The following is a 16,210-nucleotide window of genomic DNA, read 5'->3' as shown; positions in this document are numbered from 1 at the left end:
CTGTTACTGGCCCAGGACTTCGCTTTTGACGCGCTTGCCCATCTCGGCAACCCCGTCGGACACCGAGCGCTCACCCACCATGATCAGGTCGTGCTCCTGGTTGAGGACCTTGTCCGTGGCGGCAGACTTGTCGCTGACCGGCATTTCCAGGGCAACCTTGTCCGGGGTGAACGCCTTCTTGGAGAGTTCGTCCGTGGGCATGCCGGCAAGCTTGAAGTACTCGGCGGTGATGGAGTCGTTCTGCAGGGCCGGCACAACGCCGATCTTCGAGATGGCCTTGGCGCCTTCCTCACCCGCAGCCCACTCGATGAACTTCTTGGCTGCGTCCGAGTGCGCGGCGTTCTTGTTGACAGCGAAAGCGGTGGGCGAACCGAACGTGGTGACCTTGCCGTCGTCGTTCTTCTGCGGCATCGGGGCCAGGCCCCAGTCCACGGTGGACTTGCCGTCCTTCTTGGCCTGCAGGATGCCGGCGATGTACCAGGTGCCCATGGGCATCATGGCTGCCTGGCCGGTCTCGAACATGGTGCGGTAGCTGGTCTTCTGGCTCTTGGCGGTGCCGAAGTCGAGGGTGGCGCCGCTCTTCTGCAGGTCCAGGGCGGTGTTGTACTGGTCCTCGAAGAAGCCGTAGTCGCCGCTGTTCTGGTCGGCGTCGTCCTGGGCGGCAGCGATGGCCTGCACCACGGAGCGCCAGATGTGGTGGTAGGTGCCGTAGACCTTCTTGCCGTTGGCCTCGGTGGTGAGCTTCTTGGCCAGCGCGGTGTACTCGTCCCACGTCAGGTCAGCGGGGTTCTCCACGCCTGCGGCCTTGAGCAGGTCCTTGTTGTAGTACAGGAGCCAGAAGTCCTGCCGGTAGGGGGCGGCGTAGTACTTGCCGCCGATGTCGAAGGCGTCCAGGCCGGCGAGGTTGTCCTTGCCGACTGTGTCCACCACGCCGTTGATTTCCTGCAGCTGGCCGTTGTTGGCGTAGCGGGCGTAGTCGATGACGTTTTTCATGGTGAGGACGTCCGTGGTGTCTCCGCCGGCCAGCATGGTGGTGACCTTCTGCGGGTAGTCATCGGCGAGGATGTCTACGGGTTCGATGTCGATGTCCGGGTTTGCTGCTTCGTAGCTGTCGAAGAGGGCCTTGAACTCCGGGGTGCCTTCGTAGTTCCATACCGAAACGGTCAGGCGGGTCTTGCCTTCCTGGCCCTGGGGTTCGGCCGGTCCGGCGGCGCCGGCACAACCGGACAGGCCCAGGCCTGCGGTTACTGCCAGTGCGATGGCGGCGAGTGTGGTGCGCTTCATTGCGTGCTCCTTACTGGGTTTTTGGTCTGCCGCGTCCGCGGCCGGGGTGGTTCAGGCGCTCAGGGAGAGGTCTTCGGAGACCACCTGGGCTACGAGCTGTTCTCCGGTGAGGTACCGTTCGAGGTCGTTCAGGGCGGCGTCGGACATCCGCCGGGTTTCGGTGCCGAGGGACCCGGCGATGTGGGGCGTGAGCACCACGTTGGGCAGGTCATAGAGGACCGAATCCTTCGGCAGCGGCTCGGGCTCGGTGACGTCCAGGAGTGCGTGGATCCGCCCGGTGGCGCACTCGGCCTCCAGGGCGCGGGTGTCCACCAGTGAGCCGCGGGCGGTGTTGATCAAGGTGGCGTGGTCCTTCATGGCCCGCAGTTCCGCGGCTCCGATCATGTGCCGGGTTTCCGGCAGCGCCGGGGCGTGGATACTCACCACGTCCGAGGCCGCCAGCAGTTCCGCCAGGCCCACCGGCCGGCCGCCGGCGGCGGCCACGGCGGCGGGATCGGCGTGCGGATCGTGGACCAGGCAGGTGACGTCCTGCAGCTGCTGGACCAGGCGGACCACCCGGCGGCCGATGCGGGAGAACCCCACCACACCGATCACGCGGCCGATGTTGCCCACCTCGCCGCGCGCCGTCGTATAGGACCAGTCCTCACGCCAGGTGCGGGCATCGTTGGCCAGTACCTGTGCCTTCTTCCCGGCCAGCACGATGGACGCGAACGTAAATTCGGCCACCGGGATGGCGTTCGCGTCAGCGCCGTTGGTCACCAGGATGCCCCGGTCCCACAACTCCGGCGTGACGAAACTGCGTACCGTCCCGGCGCAATGGAACACCGCCCGCAGGTTCGGCATCCGCTCCAGTGCCGCCGCATCCAGCCGAGGCACGCCCCAACTGGTCAGCAGGATCTCCACGTCCGCGAGCCGGCCCGCTACCGCCGGATCCTCCAGCGAATCGGTCCACGGCTGCCCGCCCAGATCCACCAGCCCCGCCAACCGGTCCAACCGGGTTGAATCGAATTGGTCAGCAAAGGTTCCGCGGTTCATGACCAGCAGGGCCTTGGGTTTTGGCGACATCCGGGCCTCCCTTCTTTCGTGTTCGTTTGCGCTCACAACCGCAATTCATGTCTTGCATCACATCTAACAATCAGTAGATACTCATGAACAAGATAGAACAACCAAGTTATTCAATGTCGATCCAAAACGATCGTATTCGAACATGAGAGGCGGATGATGACGCCCCCTTCCGGTCCCCGCACCGCGCTGCCGGCACCCGCAGCGCCACTGGCCGCTGCTTGGGGACCCGACAGCTCCCAACCGGCGCTCCTTCGCCTGTTGGCCGGCGCAGCCGGGCGCCTCAGTGTTCCCGCAGCAGGCAGCAAAGCCTGGCATGGCGCGGAGTTGAATCTGCCCGCTCCTGTTGTCCGGCAAGCACAGGAGGAACGGGGAACGCCGTGGCCCCAGCCCCTGGTGTCCCACTACGCCCGGTATTTCCGGGACGGAAACCGGACTGCCTATGAAGGCCTGGTGGCTGCACGCCAGCAGCGGCTGACCCGCGCCGTCGCCATGGCCCTGGCCAGTGATCCCGGCCGCCAGGGAGGGGACGGAGACGAGGCGGAAGCGTGGCTCGACGAGGTCGTCGACGGCGCCTTCCTGCTCTGCGAACAGAGCTCGTGGAGCTGGGCCGCGCACGACGATGTCTTCCGCCGCACGTGCTGCGTTGTTCCGGACCTGGCCACCCCGTACCTGGACCTCGGCGCGGGGGAGGTGGCCGCGCAGCTGGCATGGCTGGACCATGTCCTGGGCAGGCAGCTCGATGACCGGGCGCCGGGGCTGCGGCGGCGCATCCGCCAGGAGGTCACCGGACGTGTCATCCGGCCTTTCCTCGACCGGCTGGACTGGCACTGGCTGGGCCTGGACGGGGATGTCCATAACTGGAATCCCTGGATCCACTCAAACCTGATTGCGGCAGCGCTGTTGCTGGTGGATGACCCCGCCACCCAGGCGCAGGCAGTGGCCCGCTGCATCGAGGGCCTGGACCGTTTCCTGGCATCCCTCCCGGCCGACGGCGCCATTGACGAGGGCTTCGCCTACTGGTGGAACGGTGCCGGGCGGGCCTTGGAGGGGCTGGCCCTGCTGGAACAGGCCACGGGCGGCGTGCTCAACGGCGGCCTGCCGGTGGTCCGCGAATTGGTCGCCTTCCCGCACCGCATGCACATCGGCGGCGCATGGTTCTTCAACGTGGCCGACGGTCCGGCACGCGCTGCGGCTGCCCTTCCCTGGGACATGCTGCACCGCTGGGCAGTCCGTCTGGACGATCCGGAGGCGGCAGCCCACGCCGCCGCCATGGCCACCGGCGCACCGGATCCCGCCGCGGGGCTCGGCCGGGTCCTGCACACGATGCTCGAACGCCCGGATCTCGCTTCCGACGCCCCGCCGCCGCTCGTCGCTGCAACCTACCTGCCATCGGTCCAGATCATGGTGGCCCGCGAAACCGGGGGAACGGTGGAGGGACTGCTCCTGGCCGCGAAGGGGGGCCACAACGGCGAGCACCACAACCACCGCGACGTCGGCTCGGTAGTGGTTGCCGTGGACGGGGTTCCCCTGCTGGTTGACGCCGGGCAGCCCACCTACACCGCCCAGACATTCGGCCCGGACCGCTACGGCATCCGCGCGATGCAGAGCAACTGGCACAGCGTCCCTGCCCCGTTCGGTCTTGAACAGGGAACCGGCAGGGACTTCGCGGCCGCCGTCCTCAATGCGCCTGCCCCGGAGCGGCCGCAGCTGGAGCTCGCACTGGGAGCGGCCTACGGATTCGAACCCCGGGCCTGGATCCGGGCCGCGGAACTGCACCGGGCCCCCGGCCGCATCACCATCGCCGACCGCTGGGACCTTCCGGCACCGGCCGCGGGCGAAACGGCCGACGTCGACATCACCTTCCTGACGGCCGGAACCTTGATCCTCGGCCCGGAAGGGACGGCGACAGTCCGTCCGGACGGCATCCCGGCGGTTGACGCCGCAGACGCGACCCCGCGGGGAGCTGCCCTGCGCTGGGACCCGGCAGCCGTCGTCGTCCTCGTGGACGAATGGCAGCTGGACGATCCGCTCCTCGCCGACGCGTGGGGACCACGGCTGACCCGGCTGCGGTTCCGCACGCGGGCTGCAACTGCACCATCCCCTGCTTTCCGCGCCGCCGGCGCATTCACCCTCACTGTGGAGGCAACACCATGAGCCCTGAACAACCGTCCGAACCCACCGGAAAGTCGTTGTTTTCGCTGCAGCGCCGGGAACGGCTCATGGAGGAACTGAGGGCCCACGGTGCCATCACCGTCCGCGACATCGCGGCGAAGCTGGGCGTCAGCGAACTGACCATCCGCCGCGACGTGAACATCCTCGCGGACGAGGGCCTGGTGTCCCGCGTGCATGGCGGCGCCACGCTGCCCAGCCCGCTGGACCGCTCGGCAGCGGGCCGGGCAGCACAGCACAGCTACTCCATCGGCATGGTGGTGCCGTCACTGGACTACTACTGGCCGCAGGTTATCAGCGGGGCGCGGGCCGAGGCGGAAGAGCAAAACCTGCGGATCATGGTGCGCGGGTCCGCGTACGACGCCGCAGACAACCGCAGGCAGGTGCAGGCCCTGCTGGACACCCAGAACATCGACGGCCTGATCGTGGCGCCGGACATGGGCGGTGACCACGGCCCCGAACTGATCCGCTGGCTGAACGCCCTGCCCATCCCCGTGGTGCTTGCCGAACGGCGTGCGCCGGCGGAGATTCCCGCGCACCGCCTCGAATGGGTGGCCACGGATCACGCGTTTGGCGCCGGCATGGCCGTGCGGCACCTGTGGCAGGAAGGCCACCGGCGGATCGGTTGCCTGACCGATTCGTCCAGCCCCACCAGCCCGCACGTGGTCCGCGGCTGGCACCAGGCCCTGGCCGCACTGAAGATTCCGCTGGAGGGCTCCGTCCACGAGGACTCCGCCAAGCAGGACCCTGCCAACCACGGCAACGGTGGCCGGGCCGGCCACTTCGACCATGTGCTGGAAATGTGCACGAAGACCGGCACCACGGCGATGCTGGTGCATTCGGACACCCAGGCGGTGGCATTCGTGCAGCACTGCGTGGACCGTGGACTCACCGTTCCGGGGGACATGGCGATCGTGGGGTACGACGACGAAGTGGCCTACCTGGCCGAGCCCGCCATCTCCGCCGTCCGGCCGCCCAAACAGTACGTGGGCAAGGTGGCGGTGCAGCTTATGGCCGCCCGGCTGGCCGAGGGCAGGATGCGTCCCGTGCACCGGATCGAGCTGAACCCGGACCTGATCCTGCGGGAATCGTCCATCGGGGCTCCGCGGATTCCTGCTGCCGGCGTACTGCAGGATTCCCTGTGAGCGCCGCGCCCCTGGCCCTGCCCCCGCTGGACCTCAATGTCTCGCCCTATACCGGCCTCACCCGGGACCACTGGTGCGCGTATGCCGACTACCTGCTGCGGTCCGCGCACCGCCATGCCACGGAAGACCACGCCAACCTGTACCTGCCCGGAGCCACCAGCGCTTATGGCCGGAAAAGCGATTCGCTGGAGGCCTTTGCCCGGACCTTCCTGCTGGCCTCATTCCGGATCGCCGGTGATCCGGAGGGCACCGCGTGGCTGGCCGACTGGTACGCCAAGGGCCTCGATGCCGGAACCAACCCCGCGAACCCTGACCGCTGGCCCACCCCGGGCGAACTTGACCAGGCCAAAGTCGAGGCGGCATCGCTGGCCGTGGGACTCGCGCTGACCCGGGACGTCCTGTGGGACCGCCTGCCGCAGCGCGTCCAGGAGCAGCTGGTGGCCTGGTTTGAGACCGTAATCGGCCAGGCATACCCGCCCATCAACTGGGTGTGGTTCCAGATCGTCGTCGAAAAGTTCCTTGCCGGCGTAGGCGGGCGCTGCTCAGATGCGGACATCGACGCCGGGCTGGCCATCCACGACTCCCTGTACCGCTGCCACGGCTGGTTTGCCGACGGCCAGGAGCGCGCCTACGACCACTACGTGGGCTGGGCGTTCCAGGTCTATCCCCAGCTGCTGCAGCTGATGGCGCCGGAGGACCCGCGAGTGACGGCCCGTGCCGAGCTGGACGGCGAACGGCTTGCCGATTTCCTGGACGACGCCATTCACCTGGTGGGGGCTGACGGCGCCCCGCTGGTCCAGGGCCGCAGCCTGATTTACCGTTTCGCAGCGGCAGCACCGTTTTGGGCGGGGCAGTTCGGGGGGCACACCCGGTTGACGCCCGGTGTAACCCGGCGGGCGGCCTCCGGCATCCTGAAGTACTTCCTGGACCGGGGCGCCCACAACGCTGACGGACTGCTGACCATCGGCTTCCATTCCGAGTTTCCGGGGATGAAACAGTCGTATTCCGGCGCGGGGTCCCCGTACTGGGCCGCCAAGGGAATGATGGGCCTCGCGCTTCCCGCCGACCATCCGGTGTGGACGGCCGTCGAGGAGCCGCTGCCGGTGGAAACCGGCGACACGCAGCGCCTCATCACGGCTCCGGGCTGGCAAGTGGACGGGACTGTCTCGGACGGTGTGGTGCGCATCCGCAACCACGGCACCGACCATGCCAACGCCGGCGTCCGGGTGGCCGATTCCCCGCTCTATGCGCGGCTGGGCTACTCCACTGCCACCTTCCCGGACCTTGACGCGGAGTCCGTGGACAACGCCGTCGCGTTCGCCGATGCGGATGGCCGGCTGACGCACCGGACCGGATTCGAGTTCCTTGGCCATTTCAGGCAGGACGGGGTGCAGGTGGGGGCCTCGCGCTTCACCGCGCACTGGATCGAGGTGGATCCCGACGGCGGCCCGGACCACGGGAGCGGCGCTGCGGGAACTGCCACGCCGGGGCCCCAGGTGACGGTGGCCTCCGTGACGCGGGGTGCCGTGGAACTGCGGCTGGTGCGTGTCCGCAACGCGGCAGGCAGCGGCGCACGGCTGCGCATTGGCGGCTGGCCGGTGGACGCCGCGGCCGGCTTGGCCAGCGAGGTCCGCCCCGTTGAGTGGGGCGGGGTCCTTGACGACGCCGGCACCTGGCGCCGCGATGCACCGCACCCGGTGGGGGAGCATCTGGCCATCCCCTGGATTGGCACCGCCGGTGCCGTGGCCGACGCGGACTATGCCGCCGTCGTCGTGCTCTCAGGAGAAGGCTCCCCAGCCGAAACGGGCGAGTTGCGCTTGCTGGCGGATGGCCTGTTCGCCTTCGCCGACGGTGCCACGATCGACGTTGATGCGGTGTTCGCGCAGCTCAATCCCGCCTAGGAACCCCTGGGTCCACTCAACAACCTCTCAACGTTGACGAGTACTCGCGAGTAGCAAAGTAGTCGGAGAGGTACTTAAGACGAGTACTCGCTACTGGTGCCTGTCAAGAGTCCAGCTGATTAATTGGGGCTGTCACTACTTGATTGGCGGGGACCCGGTCAGGGTGGCGGTTGGCGTATCAGGGCCCCCGGAAGCCTGATCCGCCGACGCCCGGACAAGGGGGTGTCGGAGGATCGGGCATCGCGACGTCTACCAGCAGAGGGGGCACCGGGGTGAGCTCAAGGACCTGGCCGCAGATTGGCGGCAGGACCACCGGAGAGGACCTCATCCGCGCCCTGGACGAGTCACGCGCCGGAGTGCTCATCACCGGAGCCTCGGGGAGCGGCAAAAGCTACCTCACCAGCCTCTTGACCAAGGAAATCCGCAATGACGCCTACATTGTGGTGCTCCGGGCCAGCGCCGGCCTCACCGCAAGCCCGTACGGTGCGTTGAACGTTTTGCTGCGGGACCTGGATTCCCAGTTCCTGTCCCATCCTGCGCTGGTCCTCTCCGCTCTGACGGCGCTGCTTACCGCGCGGGCCGAGGGTAAACCCGTGTACCTGGTGATTGAAAATGCAGGGGACGTGGATGAGTTCGCGGGGGCGGTCATCTCCCAGCTCGCCCGCAACGGAACGGCCGGCCTGATCCTGACATGCACCGACCCGCAGCGGCTGGGCAGCGAACTGTCCCGGCTCTGCACGGACGGGTACCTTGCGCGGATCGAGCTCGAACCGCTTCCCCTGCCCGATGCCATCTCCTGGCTGGAAGCGAGCCTGGGTGGCCGCATCTCGGCATCCGCAGCGCACGAGTTCTGGACGGCGAGCGGGGGCAATCCGCACTACCTGAAAATGCTGGCAGGAGAACTGGTTGACTCCGGGGCCCTCGCGGTGCGCGACGGCGTCTGGGTCCTCACCGCTACGGACAGGCCCCACGGCCCTGCCATCACAGACCTGGTGATCACCCGGCTGGGCAAGCTGGGACCCGGGGAACGCATGGCGATGGAGATCGTGTCCCTGGCCGGGACCGTGCCGCTGGAAGCACTGCTGGCCATCGCACTGCCCGACGACGTCGACGCCCTGGAAAAACGCGGGATCCTGGTGGTGGACGATTCCCTGCCACGGATGGTGGGAATGCAGAACCAGCTGCTGTGCGACGTCATCCGCGCCAACATCCCCACCGGCCGCAGCAGCGATCTCCGGCGACGGTTCTGCGAGGCAGTGGAGCCGACGCTGATGCACCCGGCGCTCAGGGTGGCCCTTGCCGCGTGGGCCCTTGAATGCGGTTCGCCGCTCACCGAAGCGGAGGCCCTGCATGCCGCCGCGATGGCCAACACCCGTGCTGACTACCCGCTGGCCCTTCGGCTGGTCCGCTCAGTACCCGGCCATTCACTCAGCGCCGTGGCGGTTGCGGAGGAAACCACCGCCCTCGCGGCCCTCGGTGCCGTCAGCGAAGCCCGTACCGTGCTTCAGCAGTACCGGGAACTGGCCGGTGGCATCGCGGACAGCAACGGTGCGGACACGCCGTCCTCCTCCGACACCCTGCGGTTCCAGCTGGCGGAGGCCGCGGTCCTGCAGTCCGACCGGGAAACCATGGACCAGGCCGCGGAACGCCTCCGGCATGTCCGGAAGATGCTGGACGGGGACCTGATGCCGGGGAATGTTGCTCCCGCTGGCGTGCCGCAGGAAATGCATGGTGGGCCGGACGCTGAAAGGGCCTTACGGGAAGAGCTGGTCCTTGCCGAAGCCCGGGTTGCGGGCCACCTTGGCCGTTACGCAGAAGCCGCGGCGCTGCTGGAGGATGCGCTGCAGGACTTTGAAACCCACGGACCGGAATTCCGCTTCATGGCAGGCAGCTTGTTGTGTGAGGCGTGGGCACTGACCGGGCGGCAGGCCGAGGCAGCCGACATGGCCGGCCAGCTGCTGGCCGACGGCCGGAATCCGATGGTGTCCGCAGCTGCTGCATGGTCGGCAGCAGGGCGGTTGCGGTTCGCGCTGCTGCTGGCCGGCTGCTGGGAAGATTCGGCATCGATGCTGCAGCCGCACTGGGACTCTCCGCTCCCCGCCGGCCAGCCGTTCCCGGCTTCCTTCGACCTGGCACTGGCTGTCCTGCGGTGCCTGCAGGGCAGGGCACATGAGGGCCTGGAATCCCTGGTTCCGCTGATCGGGCAGCTGCGGGTGCGGGATGACGAGGGGATCCTTGGTGTGGCCACTGCAGCGGCTGCCTACGCCTCGGCACTGCAGGGCGAACCGGACCGGGCCGGCAGCTACCTCGCACTGAAAAGGCCGGGGCCTGCGCGGCCCGGACGCCCGATGGAGTGGCTCACGGCCTATTTCACCATCCTCGCCGTGGACGGCGTTGACAGGCCGCAGGCTGCCGGCGACGCACTGGTGCGGCTGGCCGACGACGACCATGCGGCGGGCAACCATGGCCTTGAGGTCCTCGCGCTGGGCACGGCCGTCAGGCTGGGACGGACAGCCACGGCTTCCCGTCTCCTTGACACGGCGTTAAGGTGCGACGGCGACTTCGCCGGACTGTGCGCAGCCTACGCGAATGCGGTACTCGCCCATGACGTGGCCCAGCAGGTGGCCGTCGCCCAGCTCGCCCAGGACCTGCAGCATGACCGGTTTGCCTTCGACGTCGCCGAGGCAGTCATCCGCGGCGCGCATGCCCTGGAAGAGCGCGCCCTGCTCCTGCAGGCCCGCCGGATCGCGGAAACCTGCCGGCACAGGATGCGGGCGCCGGAGGACACGGTGCAGCAGGAAGACCGCATCACCGCGCGGGAACTGGAGATCGCCACCCTCGCCGCCCGGGGCCACAGCAACAAGGCCATCGCCGCCAGGCTGCACCTGTCGGTACGGACGGTGGAGGGGCACCTCTACCAGATCTACGGCAAGTTGAAGATCGTCGAACGCTCGGAGCTGCCGTTTGCCCTGGGCCTGGCTGAGGGGAACCAGCAATGACCGAGGTACTGGCAAGCGAAACGCTCGTTGGGCGCTCGGGCATCCTGGCCGCCGTCGCGGACTGCCTGCTGGACCGCAACGGGCCCGGCATCCTCCTGCTGGGTGATGCCGGGCTGGGCAAGACGGCACTGGTCAACGCGGTGATCCAGGAACTGGGCCACCGCGTGCGGCCCTTCAGGGTGTTCGCCGGGGCCACGCTGGCCGGAGTCCCGTTCGCCGCCCTTGCACCACTGATCACCTCGCTGACGCCTGGCCAGATCAATGAGCCGCTGTCCGTGATGAAGGCCGTGACCGCCGCCCTGAACCCAGCCAGGGAACGGGAATCGGTGCCTGCTGTCCTGGTGGTGGAGGATGCCCAGCACCTCGACGAGGGAAGCGTCGCCGTCCTGGCCCAGCTCACGGCGGCCGAAGTGGCCAAGGTGATCTTCATCTGCCGCCCCCATCCGGCGCCGCCCGGCGAAATCTTTTCGATGTGGTCCGAAGGATTGCTGGACCGCTTCGACCTGCAGCCGCTGAACGGACAGGACGTCGATCAGCTCTGCGCCCAGGTGCTGGGCGCACCCGTGGTCCCCAGCGCAGGCGCGGTGCTCCGCAGGGCCTCCGGAGGCAACCCGATGTTCCTGCTGGAACTCATCGGCAATGCAAGGTCCGCCGGCCAGCTGGTCAACCGGAACGGGGCATGGATGCTGACCTCTGAGCTGCGCGGCAACAGCCTGCGGCTCCTGGATTTGGTCCGGAACCAGATCGTCCACCTGGACCATCTGCAGCGTGAGGCCCTGGACACCGTCGCCCTGGCCGAACCCCTGCCCCTGGATGTGCTGCGGCAGGCCAGTGACCACTACGCCGTGGACGAATTGCAGGAAATGCGGCTGATCACCATCGATTCCGATGCCGAGCAGCACGTCCGCCTGGTCCAGCCGCTGGTGGGCGAAGTACTCCGGCAGATTGTGCCGGCCGCCCGCAGCCTGCGGATCCGCCAGCGCATCCTGCAGCTCCTTGAAAACCGCCCGCAGACCATGGACGGCCTGCTCCGTTATGTGTCCTGGGGGCTCGAAGCCGGTGCCAGGATCCCGGACACCGAAATCCTGGAGGCCGCGCAGCTGGCCAACCGGCTCTTCATCCCCAGCTATGTCGAACGCGTAGCCGGAGCCATCAAGGACCCGGCGCTCAAGCTCGCGGCCCGGGTGGAGGTGGCCCGTGCCAAGTGGTACCGGGGGGATATCCGGGGAACGGCCTGGGAAATCAGCGGGATCGTCGAAAGGACCAACCATCCTGCCACCCTTCGGCAGGTGTCCATGCTTGCCGCGCAACTCGCCAGGCGCCAGGGGTCGGGGCCCAACGCGGTGAAGCAGGCGGCGTACGAATGGGAGGCTGCCCTGGCCCGGATCGCTGAATCCGCCCGTGGAATTGACGCGCAGGAGCTTGAACTGGGACGCCTCGGAAGCCGGCTGCTGGTCCTGGAGGGAATGCAGGCGGAGGGCCGCCACGTGGAAACGGAACGCGAGCTGCGGCAGATCTGGCAACAGGGCGGGGACGGGGAAACCCGGCTGCTCGCAGGAACGCTGCTGGCTGAATCGATGGCCGTCACCGGCAAGCCCCTCTCGGCCCTGCAGGTTCTGGCCGACGTCAAGGACATCCTCGATGCTGCCGGCTACTGGGGCCTGCAGCACACCGGGTTCTTCATGCGCCGCTACATTCTTGCCCTGCTCCATGCCGGCGAGTTCGCAGTGCTTGAGGAGTACCTCAGGAACCACGTGTCCCAGGCGCCCAACTCGCTGATCTACGACGGCGGTGCGCTGCATTTCAACGCGGGCAGCGTGGACCTGCGTCGCGGCAACCTGGGGGCCGCGCTGCCGTGCCTCCGCCAGGCGGTGAGCATGCTCCGGGCGTCGGACCTGCAAAGCGACCTGCCCGACGCCGTCGCTGCCGCGGCCTATGCTGCTTCCCTGCTGAAGTTCCGGGACGTCGCGTCCTCCTACATGCTGGAGCATGAAGCGCTGGCCCGGGACGGGATGGAATCATCCCTGTTGGGCCGGGCCCACGCCGCCATGGCCAAGGTCCAGCAGGTGGGGCTGCGCCCCACGTTGTCCCGGCTGATGTCCCTCGCCGACACCGCGGCAGCCAACGGGGCAGTGGGGCCGGAGATCGATATCCTCGTCCTGGTCCTTCGGGCGGGGGACCTCTCCGTGGTGCGCCGCCTGAAATCCCTGGCGGAAACCAGCGAAGGCCGCACCGCCGAGTTCGCCTTCAGCTACAGCCAGGCCCTGGACGCCAAGGATGCCGCAGGACTCATTGCCCTGAGCGAGGCTGCAGCCAGGGAGGGGTTGGAGCTCGCAGCAGCGGACTACGCGGGCCATGCGCTCAGGATCCTCGAGAGCCGGGGAGACAAGTCCCGCCAGCTGGAAGCACAGCGGCTCCTAAAACGGCGCACCGCGGCCCTGGGGAAGGCTCCCGTGACCACAGGCCAGGGGATGCCGGACCTGTCAAAGCTGACCCGGCGGGAACAGGAGATCGTTGCCCTGGTACAGACGGGTTCAAGCAACAGGGACATCGCGCTCAGCCTCGGACTCTCCCTCCGGACTGTGGAAGGCCACCTGTACCGGATGTTCGCCAAGCTCGGAATCAGCGACCGCGAAAAGCTCATCAGCGGCGACCACGGCGGCGAACACACCGTCTAACCAGCCTTTTTCGTTAACCAGCGCCTGCTGCCGCGCTGGTTTTCGGTGTTGCTTCCGCGGAATTCCGGGCATTCCGGGGCCGCCCGCCCTACCGAGTACCAATGCGAGTGGTGGGCAGCCCCAAGCCACGTAGTCTCGCCGCCGGGTGCGGCGGGCGGGGTCAAAGACGGGTACACCACACTCGCGCCGGGCAAAGGACTTGATTAATACCCTCGTCTTGTTGGCAACCGCCAGCACGAGGGGAAGTGGGCCTCGACATGAAGCGCAGGAAGATTTCCTTTGCGGGGGACAGCCTGATGGCAGTCCGGCCGGAAGGCAGTTCCGATGCGACAGGTCTCCCGCCATTGGCGGGGACCCCCCAAAACGGGCCGGCAGTGAAGGGCGACGTGCCACCTGAGACACGGGCACACTCCTTCTCGCCGCCGGCTTTTATTCACTCTGGAGACATAATGCACCGGGAGGTCGACTGACCATGGCACCGAACACGAAGGTAAAAACCCTCAAGAAACAGGTCGCCGTTGAATCCCATTCCCTGCCGGCTGAGGCAGCGGAATGGACTGAGGGCACCGCGGCGCGGGCAATTCCCGCCCAGGACCAGGTGTTCACATTCGACGTCGCAATCGTCGGCCTGGGCTACGTGGGACTGCCCACCGCCCTGGCCATCAACGCCTCCGGGCGGCGGGTCCTCGGGCTCGACGTCTCGGAGCGGCGGCTGGCAGTGATCCGCGAACAGCAGGCGGACCTGCTGGACTCGGACAAGGAGCGGCTGAAGACCGCCCTGCTGGACCCCTCATTCATGCTGACCAGCGACCTCTCGCTGCTGGCCCACGCCGCCGCCGTTGTGGTCTGCGTTCCCACTCCCGTGGACGCTTACCTTGTTCCCGATCTCGGCATCCTGCGCGCAGCGTGCGCCTCAGTGGTGGAATACGCGGTGCCGGGGCAGCTGCTGATGCTGACCTCCACCACCTACGTGGGCACAACACGGGACCTGCTGGCGATGCCCCTCGCGGCGAAGGGACTCATCCCGGGACGCGACGTGTATGTGGCCTTCTCGCCGGAACGCATCAATCCCGGTGTCGACTCCTTCTCCCACGAGGACGTCCCCAGGGTGGTGGGCGGTGTCACCGCAGCCTGCGGTGAGGCAGCGGAACGGCTGCTCAGCGCCAGCACCAAGCTGGTTCATGTGGTCCCGTCCGCGGACGCCGCGGAGATGACCAAGCTCGTGGAAAACACGTTCCGGGCGGTCAACATTGCCCTGGCCAACGAGTTTGCCCAGATCTGCCATGAGCTGGACATGGAAGTGATGGACGTGATCAACGCGGCCGCCACCAAACCGTACGGGTTCATGCCGTTTACCCCTGGCCCGGGAGTCGGCGGACACTGCATCCCCTGCGACCCGCACTACCTTCTTTGGCAACTGCGCAAGGCCCGCGTGACGGCGCCGGTGATCGAGCAGGCAATGATCGGGATCGCGGGCAGGCCGCATCAGGTAGTGGAAAAGGCGCGGCGGATCCTCTCCGAGCGGAACCATGGCCTGGCCGGCGCGCGGGTGATGGTGGTGGGCGTGGCCTACAAGCCCGACGTCGAGGACCTCCGTGAATCCCCGGCCCTCGAGATCATCGCCGAGCTCATTGCGGACGGTGCCGAGGTGGCCTACTCGGATCCGTGGTGCCTCACCGCGCCGGACGGCAGGGGCGGAACGCTGATCTCCAATCCCGCACCCCAACTGTGGGAAGCGGACCTCGTCATCCTGCACACCAGGCACAGCCAGACGGACCTTGACTGGCTGGAGAACGCCGCTGCAGTGCTGGACACCACCTACCGGCTGCCCAAGGCAGACAACGTCACCAGGCTCTGACCACACCACTCCATTTGGAAGCAGGAAGCATGAGAACAGCAATTACCGGCGGTGCCGGATTCATCGGGAGCCACCTCGTGGAACACCTCCTGGCAGCGGGGGACGAGGTAATTGTCCTGGATGACCTGTCCACCGGCCGGCTTGAGAACCTCAAGGGCGTCATCGGACACCGCAAGTTCCGTTTCATCGAAGGCAGCATCCTTGACCGGGCTGCCGTGGACAAAGCCGTCGCGGGGGCGGACCGGGTGTTCCACCTGGCCGCCGCGGTAGGCGTCAACCTGATCGTTGACCACCCGCTGGAAAGCCTGCGCACCAACATCCACGGCACGGAAGTGGTCCTGGACTCCGTCCTTGAAGCAGGTGCCAGCCTCCTGCTGGCATCCACCAGCGAGATTTACGGCAAGAACACCTCGGACAGCCTTTCCGAGGAATCGGACCGGATCCTGGGCTCGGCCCTGAAATCGCGCTGGACGTACGCTGCGGCCAAGGGCATCGACGAAGCCTTCGCCCACGCCTACTGGCGGCAGTTCGGGCTGCGGGTGGCGATTGTCCGGCTCTTCAACACCGTTGGTCCCCGCCAGACCGGACGCTACGGAATGGTGGTGCCGCGCCTGGTACGCCAGGCGCTCGCGGGCGAACCATTGACCGTCTACGGAGACGGGCACCAGACACGCTGCTTTTCCTATGTGGGTGACATCGTGCCCGCCATCACGCGGATCTCCGAGGACGAGCGCGCGTACGGCAACGCCTACAACCTGGGTGGCAATCACGAGATCTCCATCCTCGCCCTCGCGGAGCGGATCGTGGAACTCGTGGGAAGTGACAGCCCCATCACCCTGGTGCCTTACGAGCAGGCATACTCCGAAGGCTACGAGGACATGCGACGGCGGGTGCCGGACAACACCAAGGCCTTTGGCCTGGTGGGCTTCGACCCGAAGACCACGGTGGACCAGATCATCACCAATGTGGCCGCAGACCACCGGACGTCGAACACGGCGGACGCTTCACGGTGGAAGGTCATTCTCGCCTCCTGAAGGCCGAAGGTCCGGCAAATCCTATACACCAATGACCGGGCCGGGATTAATTTCCCGGCCCGGCCATTGGGCTGCGA

The 16,210-nt window shown here is 67.4% G+C and carries 9 protein-coding genes; 7 read left to right on the top strand and 2 right to left on the bottom strand.

From position 1 onward, the window contains the following. Positions 1 to 3: 3 nt before the first annotated feature. Both ACP3TD_RS18835 and ACP3TD_RS18830 read right to left on the bottom strand, forming a co-directional pair. Positions 4 to 1,284 (bottom strand): ABC transporter substrate-binding protein, encoded by a 1,281-nt coding sequence (locus ACP3TD_RS18835; protein ID WP_377201997.1) that lies wholly within the window; start codon positions 1,282 to 1,284, stop codon positions 4 to 6. A 51-nt stretch (positions 1,285 to 1,335) separates the two neighbouring features. Then, a complete protein-coding gene (locus ACP3TD_RS18830) occupies positions 1,336 to 2,349 on the bottom strand; it encodes a hydroxyacid dehydrogenase (RefSeq protein WP_426764507.1) in 1,014 nt (337 codons plus the stop codon). Positions 2,350 to 2,502: 153 nt separating this feature from the next. Between ACP3TD_RS18830 and ACP3TD_RS18825 the strand changes: the two genes are divergently transcribed. From ACP3TD_RS18825 to ACP3TD_RS18795, 7 genes are all read left to right on the top strand, one after another. Next, positions 2,503 to 4,503, top strand: coding sequence for a heparinase (locus ACP3TD_RS18825; RefSeq protein ID WP_426764506.1), 2,001 nt, complete (start codon positions 2,503 to 2,505; stop codon positions 4,501 to 4,503). Continuing rightward, positions 4,500 to 5,663: a LacI family DNA-binding transcriptional regulator gene (locus ACP3TD_RS18820; RefSeq protein WP_426764505.1), complete on the top strand. Its 1,164-nt coding sequence runs from the start codon at positions 4,500 to 4,502 to the stop codon at positions 5,661 to 5,663. Before ACP3TD_RS18825 ends, ACP3TD_RS18820 begins: the two co-directional genes overlap by 4 nt. Then, positions 5,660 to 7,564, top strand: coding sequence for a DUF2264 domain-containing protein (locus ACP3TD_RS18815; RefSeq protein WP_426764504.1), 1,905 nt, complete (start codon positions 5,660 to 5,662; stop codon positions 7,562 to 7,564). Before ACP3TD_RS18820 ends, ACP3TD_RS18815 begins: the two co-directional genes overlap by 4 nt. Positions 7,565 to 7,836: 272 nt before the next feature. Then, positions 7,837 to 10,563 carry a LuxR C-terminal-related transcriptional regulator gene (locus ACP3TD_RS18810; protein WP_426764503.1) on the top strand — a complete coding sequence of 909 codons (2,727 nt, stop codon included), beginning with the start codon at positions 7,837 to 7,839 and terminating at the stop codon, positions 10,561 to 10,563. After that, the gene (locus ACP3TD_RS18805; protein WP_426764502.1) at positions 10,560 to 13,241 is read left to right on the top strand and encodes a LuxR C-terminal-related transcriptional regulator; all 2,682 of its coding nucleotides are present in this window, start codon (positions 10,560 to 10,562) and stop codon (positions 13,239 to 13,241) included. Before ACP3TD_RS18810 ends, ACP3TD_RS18805 begins: the two co-directional genes overlap by 4 nt. A gap of 472 nt (positions 13,242 to 13,713) precedes the next feature. Next, positions 13,714 to 15,099: a nucleotide sugar dehydrogenase gene (locus ACP3TD_RS18800; RefSeq protein WP_426764501.1), complete on the top strand. Its 1,386-nt coding sequence runs from the start codon at positions 13,714 to 13,716 to the stop codon at positions 15,097 to 15,099. Between the two features lie 29 nt (positions 15,100 to 15,128). Continuing rightward, positions 15,129 to 16,133: a dTDP-glucose 4,6-dehydratase gene (locus ACP3TD_RS18795; protein WP_426764500.1), complete on the top strand. Its 1,005-nt coding sequence runs from the start codon at positions 15,129 to 15,131 to the stop codon at positions 16,131 to 16,133. Positions 16,134 to 16,210 lie beyond the last annotated feature (77 nt).

It is taken from the genome of Pseudarthrobacter sp. 1G09 (genome assembly GCF_050038305.1).
In the GTDB taxonomy this organism is placed as follows: Bacteria; Actinomycetota; Actinomycetes; order Actinomycetales; family Micrococcaceae; genus Arthrobacter; species Arthrobacter equi.
Note: the sequence above shows the minus strand (reverse complement) of the source record. Positions and strands in the feature narration are given on the sequence as shown.